A 15,360-nucleotide genomic window follows, 5' to 3' on the forward strand; every position below is an offset into this window, starting at 1 on the left:
AGCGATTGCAACCCAATCGCCGGAACTGCTCCGAACGAGTGGACCGCGCCCCCGACCGACGGGCAGACTGCCCATGATCCGTCGAGGAGGTAGTGATGGGCCTGAGGTCCAACCCGTCGCAACGGCAACGCCGCTTGGGTGCGGAACTGCGCAGGCTTCGCGAGCTGAGCGGCATGTCCGCCACCGACGCCGGAGCCCTCGCCGGGCTGGGGCGCGCCCACATGAGCCACATCGAAATGGGCCGAACCGCCATTCCCGAGGAGAAACTACGCGCGCTGGCGCACGCCTACGGTTGCAACAGTCAGGCGCTGGTCGACGCGCTGGTCGCGATGGGGCGCTCGACAGGCAAGGGATGGTGGACGGAGTACCAGGATTCTCTCTCCGCTTCGGTGCTCGATCTGGCCGAATTGGAGGCGAGCAGCACAGCCCTCCGGAACTTCGAGTGGGTGTACGTGCACGGCCTGCTGCAGACGCCCGAGTACATGCGTGCGCTGTTCGAGATCGGCAACCGCGACGCCAGTCCCGATGAGCTCGACCGGGCCGTCGACTTCCGGCTCCGTCGCCAGGAGATCCTCAAGGGCGATACGCCGCTGGTTCTGCACATGGTGATTCATGAGGCTGCGCTGCACATGCAATTCGTCGGCGCCGAGATCATGCGCCGCCAGATCGAGCACCTCGTGGACCTGTCGCGGCTGCCCCATGTCGGGATCCAGATCCTGCCCTTCACCGCCCAGACCTACCCGGCGGGCTTCGGAACCCCCTTCGCTCTGTTCGATTCATCCGCTCCCGAGTTGGGAACTGTGCACCTGGAGCATCCCGTTGCTCCGCTCTATCTCGGGGATCCTGCACACCTGACCCGGTTCACCGAGGCGTTCGAACAACTGAGTACGGTGGCTCTGCCACCGCTCGACCCCGAACCCGAGTCCAAGTTCCACGCGCGGAAGGACTCCCTGGGGCTGGTGCAGCACCTGCTCTATCGCATGTGAAGGGGAGATCGATGACGGATCGGATATGGCAGAAGTCGAGCTTCAGTGGCACGGGAATGTCTGACAGCTGCCTCGAAGTGACGGCGGACCCCACCGGCCGCATCCTGTTCCGCGAGGGCGACCGCCCCAGCGAGGTCCTCACCACCACCCCCGCCCACTGGGCGGCGTTCCTCCGCGCGATCAAGACCGGCGAAGCCGGCCCGTCGTAATCGGCTCAATCCCGGGGGGCGGGGGGCGGGGGCCGGGGGTCACAGCCACCGCTGGGCCGCCTCGACGCTGTCGCCGCCGCTGGCGTTGAACGCGATCGCGGCTCCGGGCGCGTGCAGCCGGACCAGGTTCACGACCTGCTCGAAGAACGTCAGCAGGGGCTCGGGCTTGCGGATCCCACCGCCGATGACGACGACGTCCCAGGCGCGTTCGGACAGTGCGGCGACGACCATGGACTCGGCGGATGCGTCCGGCGCGATGAGCGCCATGGACGCATCGATGGCGTGATCGCCAAAACGGGCCAGCTCCTTGTCCAGGAGGGCGCGCAGGGCACCCCCGTCCATACCTGGCACTGCGAGCGGATCGAAACCGAGCACGAGAGCAGAAGGCATGCCCTGCTTGACGACCGGCCGACCCCACCGGTTCCCACCCCGCGATCTGCTGCGGAGCGGGTGGTTGGGTTTCAAGCGGTGCCAAGTTGGGCGGTCCGCTGCGGGCGGTGCGGTGGCTGAGGCAAGGGATCACGGAGTGCTCTTCTGCGGCGCTGCGCACCTTGACCGGGCGGAGGGGAGGCCCGGCGCTGCGCGCCTGCCAGCGAGAGCGGCTCGCTGCGCTCCCCTTGCCGGGGCGGGGCCCTGGGGCCCCGGGGGTGGTGTTCGCCGGCGAGGCAGTCCGCTGCGCTGCCCTTTGCCACGTAGCGGGCGGTTGAGCTCGCGATGCTCTGCGAGGGGTGGGCCTGGCGGGGTTGCCCCCGCTCTGCCCATCGCGGGACGGCGTCGTTGTTCGGCACAGCGCTGCCCCGCGAATGGTGCGCCCGTGCAGGGGTGGAGTTCTGGCCCGCCATCCTCGCCGCGATGTGGTGCTGGTGTGACTGGGTATGCCCTCCGGGCCCTGAGGAGCGGTCCTTTGGGGGCTGCGGAGCACTAAGGTCGGCCAGAACTCAACATGGCGGGGGTCCGGCCACACAGGTTGATCGCTTTGAAGGTGTGGCGCGGTTCGAGAGCCGGGTCTCGATCGGCATCCCGCTGCGCCCCGGGCTGGAGCTCGCGCCCCGCCCCGAAGCCGAGCCGCCCCACCGTCCGCATCCGAGCCCCCGTCCTGCTCGGGGAGCGCAGCGGACCGGACTCCCTCCGCTTCACCGGGCCGCGCAGCGGACCGCTGCGCTGGCGGGCGCGCAGCGCCGTGCCTCCCCCTCCGCCCGGTCAAGGTGCGCAGCGCCGCAGAAGAACCACTCCGCGATCTCTGCTCAGCCACCGCCGGCCCAGGGGTCGTTACGCGGCGTGTGCCTCGAACCACAGCGAACCTAGTTCGTGTCCCGGGGTGAGGCGAACGTCGGAGTCCAATGCAGCGGCCAGCGTACGGAGCAGCATTATCGTCGGCTCGGTGCCACCCTCTTCGATGCACTCGATGGCGTCCTGTGTCACCCCGGCCCGTTCCGCCAGCTCCGCCGTGCTGAGGCTGAGGGCCACGCGTCGGTCGTAGAGCGCTTTGCCGAACGCCAGGGACTCTCGGATCGCGATCCGCTCGGGATCCTCCGCGTCAAGACTGGAGGGAACCCAGCGGGTGTGCCGGCCTGCCATTACGCCTCCCGCTCGTACGACTCGTTCACAGGCCCATGATGCTCGCTGTCACAGACTGTCCGCTCCCGTGCAGCTCAAGGCCGGTGCGCGCGGGGGTCCTGGCAGCTGTGCGCCTGTCAGCGGGGCCGGTCCGCAGCACTCCCCATTGCGGGGGTCCGGCCCACACACCTCATCCCACTTCGACTCGCATCAATACGTATCAACTCAATCCGTATAACCCCAAACTCGTACATACGGAAGGGCCGCCGGCCCGAGCGGGGGACGGCGGCCCTACGTGGGGGGAAGCGGGGGAGCTGGGGGGTTGGACGTCAGGCCACGCGGGTGGCGAAGTCCGGGGTGGACCAGCTCATGTCGTGGACGCCGATGCCCGTCTCCGGGTTCGCGGCGTCGAGGTACTGGTCGCCGCCGATGTAGACGCCGACGTGGTACGCGCTGCCCTGGCCGCCCCAGAAGACCAGGTCGCCGACCTGGAGGGAGCTGATGGACACCGGGGTGCCGCTGTTCGACTGCTCCTGGGAGGTGCGGGGGAGTTCCACGCCGATCGTCTTGAACGCCGCCTGGACCAGGCCCGAGCAGTCGTACGAGGTCGGGCCGGTGCCGCCCATGACGTAGGGCTTGCCGACCTGGGCCTGCAGGAAGCTGATGACGCTCGCGATGCTGCCGCTCGCCTTGGAGGCGGCGGAGGACACCTTCGAGGACGAGGAGCCGGACGACGAGGACGAGGACGACACCGAGAGCTTCGTGCGCTCCGAGGAGCGGGACGCGGCCTGGGAGGCGGCCTCGCGCTCGTCAGCGGCCTGGGCGGCGGCAGCCTTGGCGTCGGCGGCCTTCTTCAGCTCGGCCTGCTTCGTCGCGGCCGCGACCTTCTTGGCCGCGGCGGCGGCGCTGTCCTCGGCGGCCTGCAGCTTCAGCTGGACGACCGTCTGGTCGATGGCTGCGGCTGCCTGCGCGGCGGAGGCGGTGGTGCTCAGTGCGGGCGTCTGCTCGGCGGTCGTCGCGGTTCCGACCGGAGCGGGCGTGTGGTTCGAGTGATCGGCCATGGCCGGAGCGGCCGCGCCACTGAGCGCGAGCGCACTGACGACGCCGCCGACGATTCCGGCCCGGCGGACCCAGTTCGGGTTACCGGGAGCGGCGTGCCGTCGGCGGCGTATATGCGATTCGGACTTGGTCGTCCGGATGAGGTTTGGGGACATGTGGTCCTGGCTATCAGGATGCGCCGGTTCCGTTCAACAAAGGTGGGATGCGACACAGTTGTCGTGTGCACGGTCGAATGTCCTTATTTGGATCTTGCTCACCAGGACCATATGTCCGACTCGTTCCGGAGTCGCCGCGGAGCGCTCGTGAGTCGGTTCACGTGCGTCAGCGGGACCTTCGTCCCGTTCACCCCTAAGGGGGCGACCGTCGCTATCACGCCATTCGGTCCAGGGCGAATTTGCCTACCGCGAGGGGGCCTTGATAATGCGCGCGTCGCTGTGACCAGGGGTAACGCGAGTGAATGTGACGTCAAGTGATTGTTTGTGCCGCATGCGGTGCAAGATCACCGCTCATCAGCCTTCATGATCATTCGTCAGGTGGTGGAGATCACAAAGCCGTTGGCCCACCCCGTGTCGCAGATCACAGACCGCCGGGCATAAGATGCAGGCGGCTTGGGCTTGTGAACTGCCTCACATAGACGCGATCTTCACATGAACGCGATCTTCGTGAGCCGGACACGACCCGAGCGCATGGTCCCTCCCCCGGCGGGGGGACCCCCACGCAGTCATCGGCGACTGGAAGGAGCGGGGGACGATGAACGCCTATGCGCCCATCCTCGTGTTGGGCGGCCTCGGGGCCGGCTTCGCGATCTTCTCCGTGATCACGGCCTCGATCGTCGGACCAAAACGGTACAACCGGGCCAAATTGGAAGCCTATGAGTGCGGCATCGAGCCCACTCCGCAGCCCATCGGCGGCGGGCGCTTCCCCATCAAGTACTACCTGACGGCGATGCTCTTCATCGTCTTCGACATCGAGATCGTCTTCCTCTATCCCTGGGCCGTCACGTTCGACTCCCTGGGGATTTTCGGGCTCGTGGAGATGCTCCTCTTCGTGCTCACCGTCTTCGTCGCCTACGCATACGTGTGGCGGCGCGGCGGCCTGGAATGGGACTAGGGGACAAGGGGCCAACGCATGGGTATCGAAGAAAAACTGCCGAGTGGATTTCTGCTGACCACGGTGGAGTCCGCCGCGGGCTGGGTGCGTAAGGCGTCGGTCTTCCCGGCCACCTTCGGCCTGGCCTGCTGTGCCATCGAGATGATGACGACCGGGGCCGGGCGCTATGACCTGGCCCGTTTCGGTATGGAGGTCTTCCGCGGCTCGCCGCGGCAGGCGGACCTGATGATCGTGGCCGGCCGGGTCAGCCAGAAGATGGCGCCGGTGCTGCGGCAGGTCTATGACCAGATGCCGAATCCCAAGTGGGTCATCTCCATGGGGGTCTGCGCTTCTTCGGGTGGAATGTTCAACAATTACGCCATTGTGCAGGGTGTTGACCATATTGTCCCCGTTGATATCTATTTGCCCGGCTGTCCGCCCCGGCCCGAGATGCTCATGGACGCCATCCTCAAGCTCCACCAGAAGATCCAGGGCGAGAAGCTCGGCGTGAACCGTGAGGAGGCGGCCCGCGAAGCGGAGTCCGCCGCTCTCAACGCGCTCCCGCTGATCGAGATGAAGGGGCTGCTGCGGTGACAGACGCCAACGGCACCAACCCCGACCGCGACCTGCAGACCGACAACCTCCCCGGCCAGCGCGACGACGCCGGCGAGGTCATCGGTCACCGCAAGGGCATGTTCGGTGCCAACAACGGTGGCGACACCTCCGGCTACGGCGGCCTCGTCAGGACCGTCCGGCTGCCAGGACCGGCCCACCGCCCCTACGGCGGCTGGTTCGACGAGGTGGCCGACGAGCTGGAGGGCGCGCTGGAGGAGCAGGGACTGCTCCCCTCCAACGCGATCGACCGGACCGTCATCGACCGCGACGAGCTGACCTTCCACATCGCCCGCGAGCACCTCGTGCAGGTCGCCAAGACCTGCCGCGACGATCCGGCGCTGCGCTTCGAGCTCTGTACGGGCGTGAGCGGGGTGAACTACCCCGAGGACAAGGGCCGCGAACTGCACGCCGTCTACCACCTGCGTTCGATCACGCACAACCGGCTGATCCGGCTGGAGGTGAGCGCCCCCGACAGCGACCCGCACATCCCGTCGATCGTCCCGGTGTACCCGACGAACGACTGGCACGAGCGTGAGGCGTACGACTTCTTCGGCATCGTCTTCGACGGCCACCCGGCCCTCACGCGGATCATGATGCCGGACGACTGGCCCGGCCACCCGCAGCGCAAGGACTACCCGCTCGGCGGCATCCCCGTCGAGTACAAGGGCGCCCAGATCCCGGCTCCCGACCAGCGGAGGTCGTACTCCTGATGAGCACTCACCACGCACCCGCTCAGGCGGAAGAACGCGACACCACCGAAGGCCGGGTCTTCACCGTCACCGGCGGTGACTGGGACGAGCTGGCCGAGACGGTCGGCAGGTCCGACGACGAGCGCATCATCGTCAACATGGGGCCGCAGCACCCGTCCACCCACGGTGTGCTCCGGCTGATCCTGGAGATCGACGGCGAGACGGTCACCGAGGCCCGGTCGGGCATCGGCTACCTGCACACCGGCATCGAGAAGAACATGGAGTACCGGACGTGGACCCAGGGGTCCACGTTCGTGACGCGCATGGACTACCTCACGCCGTTCTTCAACGAGACGGCGTACTGCCTCGCGGTCGAGAAGCTGCTCGGCGTCACCGAGCAGGTGCCGGACCGGGCCAGCGTCATCCGCGTGCTGCTGATGGAGCTCAACCGGCTCTCGTCGCACCTGGTGTGCATCGCCACCGGCGGTATGGAACTCGGCGCCACCACGATCATGATCTACGGGTTCCGTGACCGAGAGCTGATCCTGGACGTCTTCGAGCTCATCACCGGGCTGCGGATGAACCACGCGTACATCCGGCCGGGCGGCCTCGCCCAGGACCTGCCGCCGGGCGCGGTGGACCAGATCCGCGAGCTCGTGAAGAAGATGCGCAAGAACCTTCCCGAGTACGACAAGCTCGCCACCGGCAACCCGATCTTCAAGGCCCGGATGGAAGAGGTCGGCTACCTGGACCTGGCCGGCTGCATGGCGCTCGGCGCCACCGGCCCGATCCTGCGCGCCGCCGGCCTGCCGCACGACCTGCGCAAGGCGCAGCCGTACTGCGGTTACGAGAACTACGACTTCGAGATCCCGACGGCCGACACCGCCGACTCCTACGGCCGCTTCCTGGTCCGCCTGGAGGAGATGCGGCAGTCGCTGCGCATCGTCGAGCAGGCCCTGGACAAGCTGGCCCCAGGACCGGTGATGGTCGAGGACAAGAAGATCGCCTGGCCCGCGCAGCTCGCGCTCGGCCCGGACGGCCTCGGCAACTCCCTGGACCACATCAAGAAGATCATGGGCACCTCGATGGAGTCCCTGATCCACCACTTCAAGCTGGTGACCGAGGGCTTCCGGGTTCCGCCGGGCCAGGCGTACACCGCGGTGGAGTCGCCCAAGGGCGAGCTGGGCGTGCATGTCGTCAGCGACGGCGGCACCCGCCCCTTCCGGGTCCACTTCCGCGACCCGTCCTTCACCAACCTGCAGTCCATGGCGGCGATGTGCGAGGGCGGCCAGGTCGCCGACGTCATCGTGGCCGTGGCGTCCATCGACCCCGTGATGGGAGGCGTCGACCGATGACCGACGTGTCTTTGGGCATCCCGCAGATGCCCGCGCCCGACTATCCGGCCGATGTACGCGCCAGGCTGGAGGCGGACGCGAAGGAGATCATCGCCCGCTATCCCGGCAGCCGCAGCGCGCTCCTGCCGCTGCTGCACCTGACGCAGTCCGAGGACGGGTACGTCACCCGCACCGGCGTCCGGTTCTGCGCCGAGCAGCTCGACCTCACCACCGCCGAGGTCACCGCGGTCGCGACCTTCTACTCCATGTACCGGCGCAAGCCCAGTGGGGACTACCAGGTCGGGGTCTGCACCAACACGCTCTGCGCGGTGATGGGCGGCGACGCCATCTTCGACGAGCTGAAGGAGCACCTCGGGGTCGGCAACGACGAGACCACCGAGGACGGCAAGGTCACGCTGGAGCACATCGAGTGCAACGCGGCCTGCGACTTCGCGCCGGTGGTGATGGTGAACTGGGAGTTCTTCGACAACCAGACGCCGGACTCCGCCAAGCGGCTGGTCGACGACCTCATCGCCGGCCGCGAGGTGCGGCCGACCCGTGGCGCGCCGCTCTGCACGTACAAGGAGACCGCCCGCATCCTCGCCGGCTTCCCCGACGAGCGCCCCGGCGCCGTCGAGGCCACCGGCGGAGCCGGCCCCGCCTCGCTCGCGGGACTGCGGCTGTCGCGCGGCGAGGAACTGCCCGCCGCGGGCGCCGGACAGCCGGCCCGCCGGTCGTCCGTACCGCCGCAGGGCGAGACCCCGGCCGCGCCGTCGGGCACCCCCGGGCAGCCCAGCCCCGCCGAGCACGCCAGCTCGCACGACGCACCGCAGGAGACCGCCGTGTCGGACCCCGCCAACCCGGCAGGACCTGAGAGCGAGGAGGGCAAATGATGACCGTGTCGCCCGAGAAGCTGCTCACCCCCGTCCTGTCGGCCTTCTGGGACGACCCGCAGTCGTGGACGCTCGACACCTACCGGCGTCACGAGGGCTACGAGGGCCTGCGCAAGGCCCTCGCCATGCCGCCGGACGACGTCATCGCGTACGTGAAGGACGCCGGACTGCGCGGCCGCGGCGGCGCCGGCTTCCCGACCGGTATGAAGTGGCAGTTCATCCCGCAGGGTGACGGCAAGCCGCACTACCTGGTCGTCAACGCCGACGAGTCGGAGCCGGGCACCTGCAAGGACATCCCGCTGCTGTTCGCGAACCCGCACTCGCTCATCGAGGGCATGGTCATCGCCTGCCACGCGATCCGCTCCAACCACGCCTTCATCTATCTGCGCGGCGAGGTCGTCCCCGTGCTGCGCCGGCTGCACGAGGCCGTGCGCGAGGCGTACGAGGCCGGCTACCTCGGCAAGAACATCCAGGGCAGCGGCTTCGATCTGGAGCTGACCGTCCACGCCGGGGCCGGCGCGTACATCTGCGGCGAGGAGACGGCGCTGCTGGACTCGCTCGAAGGACGCCGCGGCCAGCCCCGGCTGCGCCCGCCGTTCCCGGCGGTCGAGGGCCTGTACGCCTGCCCGACCGTCGTCAACAACGTCGAGTCCATCGCCTCGGTGCCCGCGATCATGCAGCGCGGCAAGGAGTGGTTCAAGTCGATGGGCACCGAGAAGTCCCCGGGCTTCACGCTGTACTCGCTGTCCGGGCACGTCGTCAGCCCCGGCCAGTACGAGGCCCCGCTCGGCATCACGCTGCGCCAGCTGCTCGACATGAGCGGCGGCATCCGGCCGGGCCACCGGCTGAAGTTCTGGACCCCCGGCGGCTCGTCGACCCCGATGTTCACCGACGAGCACCTGGACGTACCGCTCGACTACGAGGGCGTGGGCGCCGCCGGCTCCATGCTCGGCACCAAGGCGCTGCAGTGCTTCGACGAGACGACGTGCGTCGTGCGGGCGGTGACGCGTTGGACGGAGTTCTACGCCCACGAGTCCTGCGGCAAGTGCACGCCGTGCCGTGAGGGCACGTACTGGCTGGTCCAGTTGCTGCGCGACATCGAGGCCGGCAAGGGCAAGCTGTCCGACCTCGACAAGCTCAACGACATCGCCGACAACATCAACGGCAAGTCCTTCTGTGCGCTCGGCGACGGCGCCGCCAGCCCGATCTTCTCCTCCCTCAAGTACTTCCGCGAGGAGTACGAGGAGCACATCGAGCGCAAGGGCTGCCCCTTCGACCCGGCCGCCTCGACCGTATGGGCCGACGCCGGAACGTCTCACCTGGAGGTGAACGCATGACAGTCACCACGTCTGCCCCCTCCGGAGGGGGAGAGGCGGCGGTTCCGCCGGAGGATCTCGTCGCCGTCACGATCGACGGCGTCGCGCTCTCGGTCCCCAAGGGGACCCTGGTGATCCGTGCGGCGGAGCTGCTGGGCATCGAGATCCCGCGGTTCTGCGACCACCCGCTCCTCGACCCGGCCGGCGCCTGCCGGCAGTGCATCGTCGAGGTCGAGGGCCAGCGCAAGCCGATGGCGTCCTGCACGATCACGTGCACCGACGGCATGGTCGTCAAGACCCATCTCACCTCGCCGGTCGCCGAGAAGGCGCAGCGCGGGGTGATGGAGCTGCTGCTCATCAACCACCCGCTGGACTGCCCGGTCTGCGACAAGGGCGGCGAGTGCCCGCTGCAGAACCAGGCGATGAGCACCGGCCAGGCGGACACCCGCTTCGAGGGCAAGAAGCGCACGTACGAGAAGCCGGTGCCGATCTCCACGCAGGTGCTGCTGGACCGGGAACGCTGTGTGCTGTGCGCGCGCTGCACCCGGTTCTCGGAGCAGATCGCGGGCGACCCGTTCATCGAGCTCATCGAGCGCGGCGCCCTCCAGCAGGTCGGGATCGGCGACGGCGACCCGTTCGCCTCGTACTTCTCCGGCAACACCATCCAGATCTGCCCGGTGGGCGCGCTGACCTCGGCGGCGTACCGCTTCCGGTCCCGGCCGTTCGACCTGGTGTCGTCGCCGTCGGTCTGCGAGCACTGCGCGGGCGGCTGCGCGACGCGCACCGACCACCGGCGCGGCAAGGTCATGCGGCGGCTGGCCGCCGACGACCCCGAGGTCAACGAGGAATGGGTGTGCGACAAGGGGCGCTTCGGCTTCCGTTACGCACAGCGGCCCGACCGCCTCACGCATCCGCTGCTCCGTAACAAGGAGACCGGCGAGCTGGAGCCGGCGAGCTGGCCCGAGGCACTGGCGGCCGCGGCCGCCGGGATCGCGGCGGCCGGCGGCCGCACCGCGGTCCTGGCCGGTGGCCGGCTGACCGTCGAGGACGCCTACGCCTACGCCAAGTTCGCGCGGGTCGCCCTCGACACCAACGACGTCGACTTCCGGGCCCGCGTGCACAGCGCCGAGGAGGCCGACTTCCTGGCCTCGCAGGTGGCGGGACGCGGCCGGGACCTGGACGGCGTCGGCATCACGTACACGACGCTGGAGAAGGCGCCGGCCGTCCTGCTCGTCGGGCTCGAAGCCGAGGAGGAGGCTCCGGGGATCTTCCTCCGGCTTCGCAAAGCGAACCAGAAGCGGCGCCAGCGGACCTTCGCACTGGCGCCGTTCGCGACCCGTGGCCTGACGAAGGCGGGCGGCACGCTGCTGCCCGCCGCACCCGGCACCGAGCCCGAGTGGCTGGACGCGCTCGCCGGCGGTGTCGGTCTCGACGAGGCGGGCGAGAAGGCCGCCGAGGCGCTGCGCGCGGACGGTTCGGTGATCCTGGTCGGCGAACGGCTGGCCGCCGTGCCCGGCGCGCTGACCGCGGCGATCCGCTTCGCCACCGCGAGCGGCGCGCAGCTCGCCTGGATCCCGCGCCGCGCGGGTGAGCGCGGAGCGGTCGAGGCGGGCGCGCTGCCGGGGCTGCTGCCCGGTGGCCGGCCGGTCACCGACCCGCGGGCCCGCGACGAGGTCGCCCGGGTCTGGGGCCTGGCCGAACTCCCGCACCGCTTCGGGCGGGACACCGGCCAGATCGTCGAGGCGGCCGCGAACGGCGAGCTGGCGGCGCTGGTCGTCGGCGGCGTCGAGGTCGCGGACCTGCCGGACCCGGCCCGCGCCCGGCTCGCGCTGGACGCGGTCGGCTTCGTCGTCAGCCTGGAACTGCGGCCCTCCGAGGTCACCGACCGGGCGGACGTCGTCCTGCCGGTGGCCGCGGTCGCCGAGAAGGCCGGCACCTTCCTCAACTGGGAGGGCAGGGCGCGGCTGTTCGACGCGGCCATCAAGCCGGACCAGGTCGTCAACCGGCACCAGCTGCCGGACGCCCGGGTCCTGACGATGCTCGCCGACGCGCTCGGCGTCAGCCTCGGACTGGGCGACGTCCGCGCCGCCCGCACCGAACTGAACCGGCTCGCCCCGTACGACGGGCCGCACGCCTCGCAGCCGCTGGAGACGTCGAAGACGCTGCCCGTGCCCGCCGCGGGCGAGGCGGTGCTCGCCGGCCACCGGCTGCTGCTCGACCAGGGCAAGCTCCAGGAGGGCGACGAGGCGCTGGCCGGCACCCGGCACGAGGCGGTGGTGCGGCTGTCGGCCGCGACCGCCGCGGAGGCCGGGCTCGCCAACGGCGCGCTCACCGAGGTCTCCGGACCCGCAGGTTCGGTACGGCTGCCGCTGCGCATCACTCCGATGCCCGACCGGGTGGTCTGGCTGCCGCTGAACTCCACGGGCGGGGGCGTCGCCAGCGATACCGGCGCGCTGCCCGGCCAGGTCGTCAAGGTCGGCGCCGCTGCCACGGAGGTGGCCCAGTGAACAACCTCTCCGCCGAAGATCTGTCGATGTTCGGCACCGATCCGTGGTGGCTGGTCCTCCTCAAGGCGGTCTTCTGTTTCGCCTTCGCCATGCTGACCGTGCTGTTCTCGATCGTCTGGGAGCGCAAGGTCGTGGCGTGGATGCAGCTGCGCATCGGCCCCAACCGGCACGGCCCGTGGGGCATGCTCCAGTCGCTCGCCGACGGCATCAAGCTGATGCTGAAGGAAGACATCATCGTCAAGCGCGCGGACAAGGTGGTGTACATCCTCGCGCCGATCGTCGCGGCGATCCCCGCCTTCATGTCCTTCGCGGTGATCCCCTTCGGCCCGGCCGACAACGAGGTGTCGATCTTCGGCACCCGCACCGCGCTGCAGCTCACCGATCTCCCGATCGGCGTCCTGTACATCCTGGCCACCGCGTCCGTCGGCATCTACGGCATCGTGCTCGCGGGCTGGTCCTCCGGCTCGACATACCCGCTGCTCGGCGGCCTGCGCGCCTCGGCCCAGATGATCTCCTACGAGATCGCGATGGGGCTGTCCTTCGCGGCGGTCTTCCTCTACTCCGGGTCGATGTCCACCTCGGCGATCGTCGAGGCGCAGCACGACCGCTGGTTCGCGGTGCTGCTGCCGGTCTCGCTGCTGATCTACATCGTGGCGATGGTCGGTGAGACCAACCGCGCCCCGTTCGACATGCCGGAGTCCGAGGGCGACCTGGTCGGCGGCTTCAACACCGAGTACTCGTCGATCAAGTTCGCGCTCTTCATGCTCGCCGAGTACGTGAACATGGTGACGGTCTCGGCGGTGGCGACCACCCTCTTCCTGGGCGGCTGGCGGGCCCCGTGGCCGATCAGCACCTTCTGGGAGGGCGCGAACCACGGCTGGTGGCCGATGCTCTGGTTCACGATCAAGGTCCAGCTGCTGCTGTTCTTCTTCATCTGGCTGCGCGGCACGCTGCCGCGGGTGCGCTACGACCAGTTCATGAAGCTGGGCTGGAAGGTCCTCATCCCGGTCTCGATGGTCTGGCTGATGCTGGTCGCGACCGTCCGGGCGATGCGGAACGAGAACTACGGCCTGCGCGACATCGTGCTGTACGTCGGCGGCGCCGTCGTCGGCCTGCTGCTGATCTCCCTCGTGGTCGACGTGTTCCGCGACCGCGGGCGGAAGAAGGACGAGGCGGAAGCCGCCGCGGCACCGCCGGAACCGTTCGATCCGATGGCGGGCGGCTTCCCCGTACCGCCGTTGCCGGGGCAGACGCTGCCACCGGTGCCGCGCCGTCGCAGCCGCAGTCTTGGCGAGCCGCAGCTCGTCGGCGCCCCGGACGCCCCGGACAATGACAAGGAGGCCGACGATGCCTGAGTTCCTGGGCCCGGTCGCGGGCTTCGGCGTGACCTTCAAGGCCATGTTCAAGAAGCGGCTGACCGAGCAGTACCCCGAGGAGAAGAAGCCGACCGCGCCGCGCTTCCACGGCCGGCACCAGCTCAACCGGCACCCGGACGGGCTGGAGAAGTGCGTCGGCTGCGAACTGTGCGCGTGGGCCTGCCCGGCCGACGCGATCTACGTGGAGGGCGCGGACAACACCGAGGAGGAGCGCTACTCCCCGGGTGAGCGCTACGGCCGCGTCTACCAGATCAACTACGCCCGCTGCATCCTGTGCGGGCTGTGCATCGAGGCGTGCCCCACCCGGGCGCTGACGATGACCAACGAGTACGAACTCGCCGACAGCAGCCGCGAGTCGCTGATCTTCACCAAGGAGCAGCTGCTCGCCGGCCTGGACGAGGGCATGGTCGAGGCACCGCACTCGATCTTCGTCGGCATGGACGAAGGGGACTACTACCGCGGTCTGGTGACGGAGGCCGCTCCCGGCACCGAGCGCCAGGTGGCGGTCTCCAAGGGCGAGAAGCCGCCGGAGGACGCGGTGCCCGTGGCCGCCCCCGGCGGCGGCAAGCCCGCGGGAACGGGGGCCGAGGCATGATGTCCACCTTCACCGCCGCCACGGTGGGCGCGACGTCCACCGGGGAGGCGTTCCAGTTCTGGATCCTCGCGGTCGTCGCCGTGCTGGGTGCGCTGGGCACGGTACTGAGCAAGAAGACGGTGCACAGCGCGCTCTGTCTGGCCGGAACCATGATCATCCTGGCTGTCTTCTACATGGCGCAGGGCGCGTACTTCCTCGGCGTCGTCCAGATCGTCGTCTACACCGGCGCGATCATGATGCTCTTCCTCTTCGTCGTCATGCTGGTCGGCATCACCGCCGCCGACTCGCTGAAGGAGACGCTGAAGGGTCAGCGCTGGCTGGCCGCGGGATGCGGTCTCGGCTTCGGGATCCTGCTGATCGCGGGCATCGGCAACGCCTCGCTCGACTCGTTCGCCGGCCTCGGCCAGGCGAACGCGGGCGGCAACGTCGAGGGCTTGGCGCGGCTCATCTTCACCAAGTACGTATGGGCCTTCGAGATCACCGGCGCGCTGCTGATCACGGCGGCCGTCGGCGCGATGGTGCTGACGCACCGCGAGCGGACCGAGGAGCGCAGCACGCAGCGCGAGCTGTCGATCGCGCGGGTCCGCGCGGGCACCCAGGTGCCGCCGCTGCCCGCCCCCGGTGTGTACGCCCGGCACAACGCGGTGGACGTCCCCGGCCTGCTGCCGGACGGCACCACCTCGGACCTGTCGGTCAGCGCCACGCTGCGGGACCGCGGTCAGATCCGTGATGTGTCGAACGAGGCCCTGGCCGATCTCGCCGAGCTGGAACAGCGCTCGGAGAGCTGGCTGGAACGGTCCGCGCCCGAGGTCACGGCGCCAGAGGAGGCGAGCAAGTGAATCCGGTCAACTACCTGTACCTGGCCGCGCTGCTGTTCACCATCGGCGCCGCCGGGGTGCTGATCCGGCGCAACGCGATCATCGTCTTCATGTGCGTCGAGCTGATGCTGAACGCCTGCAACCTGGCGTTCGTCACCTTCTCCCGGATGCACGGCAACCTCGACGGCCAGATCATCGCCTTCTTCACGATGGTGGTCGCCGCCGCCGAGGTCGTGGTCGGGCTCGCGATCATCGTGACGATGTTCCGCTCCCGGCACTCGGCCTCGGTCGACGACGCCAATCTGATGAAGCTGTAA

16 protein-coding genes are annotated in these 15,360 nt (G+C 69.3%); 13 read left to right on the forward strand and 3 right to left on the reverse strand.

Annotated features, from left to right (window positions below; all coding sequences use genetic code 11):
* Nucleotides 1-95 precede the first annotated feature (95 nt).
* Together LNW72_RS23500 and LNW72_RS23505 are read left to right on the forward strand one after the other, a co-directional pair.
* A complete protein-coding gene (locus LNW72_RS23500) occupies nucleotides 96-986 on the forward strand; it encodes a helix-turn-helix transcriptional regulator (protein ID WP_250977202.1) in 891 nt (296 codons plus the stop codon).
* Between the two features lie 11 nt (nucleotides 987-997).
* Nucleotides 998-1,195 (forward strand): DUF397 domain-containing protein, encoded by a 198-nt coding sequence (locus tag LNW72_RS23505; RefSeq protein WP_250977203.1) that lies wholly within the window; start codon nucleotides 998-1,000, stop codon nucleotides 1,193-1,195.
* Nucleotides 1,196-1,234: 39 nt separating this feature from the next.
* Here the strand turns inward: LNW72_RS23505 and LNW72_RS23510 are convergent, their stop codons facing one another.
* From LNW72_RS23510 to LNW72_RS23520, 3 genes are all read right to left on the reverse strand, one after another.
* Entirely contained in the window at nucleotides 1,235-1,585 is a 351-nt protein-coding gene (locus tag LNW72_RS23510; RefSeq protein ID WP_250977204.1) for a hypothetical protein, read from the reverse strand.
* An 879-nt stretch (nucleotides 1,586-2,464) separates the two neighbouring features.
* On the reverse strand, nucleotides 2,465-2,773 hold the full coding sequence (locus LNW72_RS23515) for a helix-turn-helix transcriptional regulator (RefSeq protein WP_250977205.1): 309 nt from the start codon (nucleotides 2,771-2,773) through the stop codon (nucleotides 2,465-2,467).
* A 308-nt stretch (nucleotides 2,774-3,081) separates the two neighbouring features.
* A complete protein-coding gene (locus tag LNW72_RS23520; protein WP_250977206.1) occupies nucleotides 3,082-3,966 on the reverse strand; it encodes a C40 family peptidase in 885 nt (294 codons plus the stop codon).
* A gap of 595 nt (nucleotides 3,967-4,561) precedes the next feature.
* Here LNW72_RS23520 and LNW72_RS23525 point away from each other — a divergent pair.
* The 11 genes from LNW72_RS23525 to nuoK are packed head-to-tail and all read left to right on the forward strand — an operon-like array spanning nucleotide 4,562 to nucleotide 15,360.
* Entirely contained in the window at nucleotides 4,562-4,921 is a 360-nt protein-coding gene (locus LNW72_RS23525; RefSeq protein ID WP_164296559.1) for an NADH-quinone oxidoreductase subunit A, read from the forward strand.
* 18 nt (nucleotides 4,922-4,939) lie between these two features.
* Nucleotides 4,940-5,494 (forward strand): NADH-quinone oxidoreductase subunit B family protein, encoded by a 555-nt coding sequence (locus tag LNW72_RS23530; RefSeq protein ID WP_138357562.1) that lies wholly within the window; start codon nucleotides 4,940-4,942, stop codon nucleotides 5,492-5,494.
* On the forward strand, nucleotides 5,491-6,225 hold the full coding sequence (locus LNW72_RS23535; protein ID WP_138357561.1) for an NADH-quinone oxidoreductase subunit C: 735 nt from the start codon (nucleotides 5,491-5,493) through the stop codon (nucleotides 6,223-6,225). Before LNW72_RS23530 ends, LNW72_RS23535 begins: the two co-directional genes overlap by 4 nt.
* Nucleotides 6,225-7,559: an NADH-quinone oxidoreductase subunit D gene (locus LNW72_RS23540; RefSeq protein WP_138357560.1), complete on the forward strand. Its 1,335-nt coding sequence runs from the start codon at nucleotides 6,225-6,227 to the stop codon at nucleotides 7,557-7,559. Before LNW72_RS23535 ends, LNW72_RS23540 begins: the two co-directional genes overlap by 1 nt.
* Nucleotides 7,556-8,431 carry an NADH-quinone oxidoreductase subunit NuoE gene (nuoE, locus tag LNW72_RS23545; RefSeq protein WP_250977207.1) on the forward strand — a complete coding sequence of 292 codons (876 nt, stop codon included), beginning with the start codon at nucleotides 7,556-7,558 and terminating at the stop codon, nucleotides 8,429-8,431. The genes LNW72_RS23540 and nuoE overlap by 4 nt, the downstream gene beginning before the upstream one ends.
* Nucleotides 8,428-9,768, forward strand: a complete 1,341-nt coding sequence (nuoF, locus tag LNW72_RS23550) for an NADH-quinone oxidoreductase subunit NuoF (protein ID WP_250977208.1) — start codon at nucleotides 8,428-8,430, stop codon at nucleotides 9,766-9,768. Before nuoE ends, nuoF begins: the two co-directional genes overlap by 4 nt.
* Nucleotides 9,765-12,254, forward strand: a complete 2,490-nt coding sequence (locus tag LNW72_RS23555) for an NADH-quinone oxidoreductase subunit G (protein WP_250977209.1) — start codon at nucleotides 9,765-9,767, stop codon at nucleotides 12,252-12,254. The genes nuoF and LNW72_RS23555 overlap by 4 nt, the downstream gene beginning before the upstream one ends.
* A 26-nt stretch (nucleotides 12,255-12,280) precedes the next feature.
* Nucleotides 12,281-13,609, forward strand: coding sequence for an NADH-quinone oxidoreductase subunit NuoH (nuoH, locus tag LNW72_RS23560; protein ID WP_250980278.1), 1,329 nt, complete (start codon nucleotides 12,281-12,283; stop codon nucleotides 13,607-13,609).
* Nucleotides 13,602-14,225 (forward strand): NADH-quinone oxidoreductase subunit NuoI, encoded by a 624-nt coding sequence (gene nuoI, locus LNW72_RS23565; protein ID WP_250977210.1) that lies wholly within the window; start codon nucleotides 13,602-13,604, stop codon nucleotides 14,223-14,225. The genes nuoH and nuoI overlap by 8 nt, the downstream gene beginning before the upstream one ends.
* On the forward strand, nucleotides 14,225-15,064 hold the full coding sequence (locus tag LNW72_RS23570; RefSeq protein WP_250980279.1) for an NADH-quinone oxidoreductase subunit J: 840 nt from the start codon (nucleotides 14,225-14,227) through the stop codon (nucleotides 15,062-15,064). Before nuoI ends, LNW72_RS23570 begins: the two co-directional genes overlap by 1 nt.
* Nucleotides 15,061-15,360 carry an NADH-quinone oxidoreductase subunit NuoK gene (nuoK, locus tag LNW72_RS23575; RefSeq protein ID WP_138357554.1) on the forward strand — a complete coding sequence of 100 codons (300 nt, stop codon included), beginning with the start codon at nucleotides 15,061-15,063 and terminating at the stop codon, nucleotides 15,358-15,360. The genes LNW72_RS23570 and nuoK overlap by 4 nt, the downstream gene beginning before the upstream one ends.

Source organism: Streptomyces sp. RKAG293, from assembly GCF_023701745.1.
Classification (GTDB): Bacteria; Actinomycetota; Actinomycetes; order Streptomycetales; family Streptomycetaceae; genus Actinacidiphila.

Coding starts and splice junctions, on each gene's coding strand:
- LNW72_RS23555 (WP_250977209.1), top strand. CDS start 9,765: ATGACAGTCACCACGTCTGCCCCCTCCGGAGGGGGAGAGGCGGCGGTT.
- nuoI (WP_250977210.1), top strand. CDS start 13,602: ATGCCTGAGTTCCTGGGCCCGGTCGCGGGCTTCGGCGTGACCTTCAAG.
- LNW72_RS23520 (WP_250977206.1), bottom strand. CDS start 3,966: ATGTCCCCAAACCTCATCCGGACGACCAAGTCCGAATCGCATATACGC.
- LNW72_RS23505 (WP_250977203.1), top strand. CDS start 998: ATGACGGATCGGATATGGCAGAAGTCGAGCTTCAGTGGCACGGGAATG.
- nuoF (WP_250977208.1), top strand. CDS start 8,428: ATGATGACCGTGTCGCCCGAGAAGCTGCTCACCCCCGTCCTGTCGGCC.
- LNW72_RS23525 (WP_164296559.1), top strand. CDS start 4,562: ATGAACGCCTATGCGCCCATCCTCGTGTTGGGCGGCCTCGGGGCCGGC.
- LNW72_RS23530 (WP_138357562.1), top strand. CDS start 4,940: ATGGGTATCGAAGAAAAACTGCCGAGTGGATTTCTGCTGACCACGGTG.
- LNW72_RS23510 (WP_250977204.1), bottom strand. CDS start 1,585: ATGCCTTCTGCTCTCGTGCTCGGTTTCGATCCGCTCGCAGTGCCAGGT.
- LNW72_RS23540 (WP_138357560.1), top strand. CDS start 6,225: ATGAGCACTCACCACGCACCCGCTCAGGCGGAAGAACGCGACACCACC.
- nuoH (WP_250980278.1), top strand. CDS start 12,281: ATGTTCGGCACCGATCCGTGGTGGCTGGTCCTCCTCAAGGCGGTCTTC.
- nuoE (WP_250977207.1), top strand. CDS start 7,556: ATGACCGACGTGTCTTTGGGCATCCCGCAGATGCCCGCGCCCGACTAT.
- LNW72_RS23515 (WP_250977205.1), bottom strand. CDS start 2,773: ATGGCAGGCCGGCACACCCGCTGGGTTCCCTCCAGTCTTGACGCGGAG.
- LNW72_RS23570 (WP_250980279.1), top strand. CDS start 14,225: ATGTCCACCTTCACCGCCGCCACGGTGGGCGCGACGTCCACCGGGGAG.
- LNW72_RS23500 (WP_250977202.1), top strand. CDS start 96: ATGGGCCTGAGGTCCAACCCGTCGCAACGGCAACGCCGCTTGGGTGCG.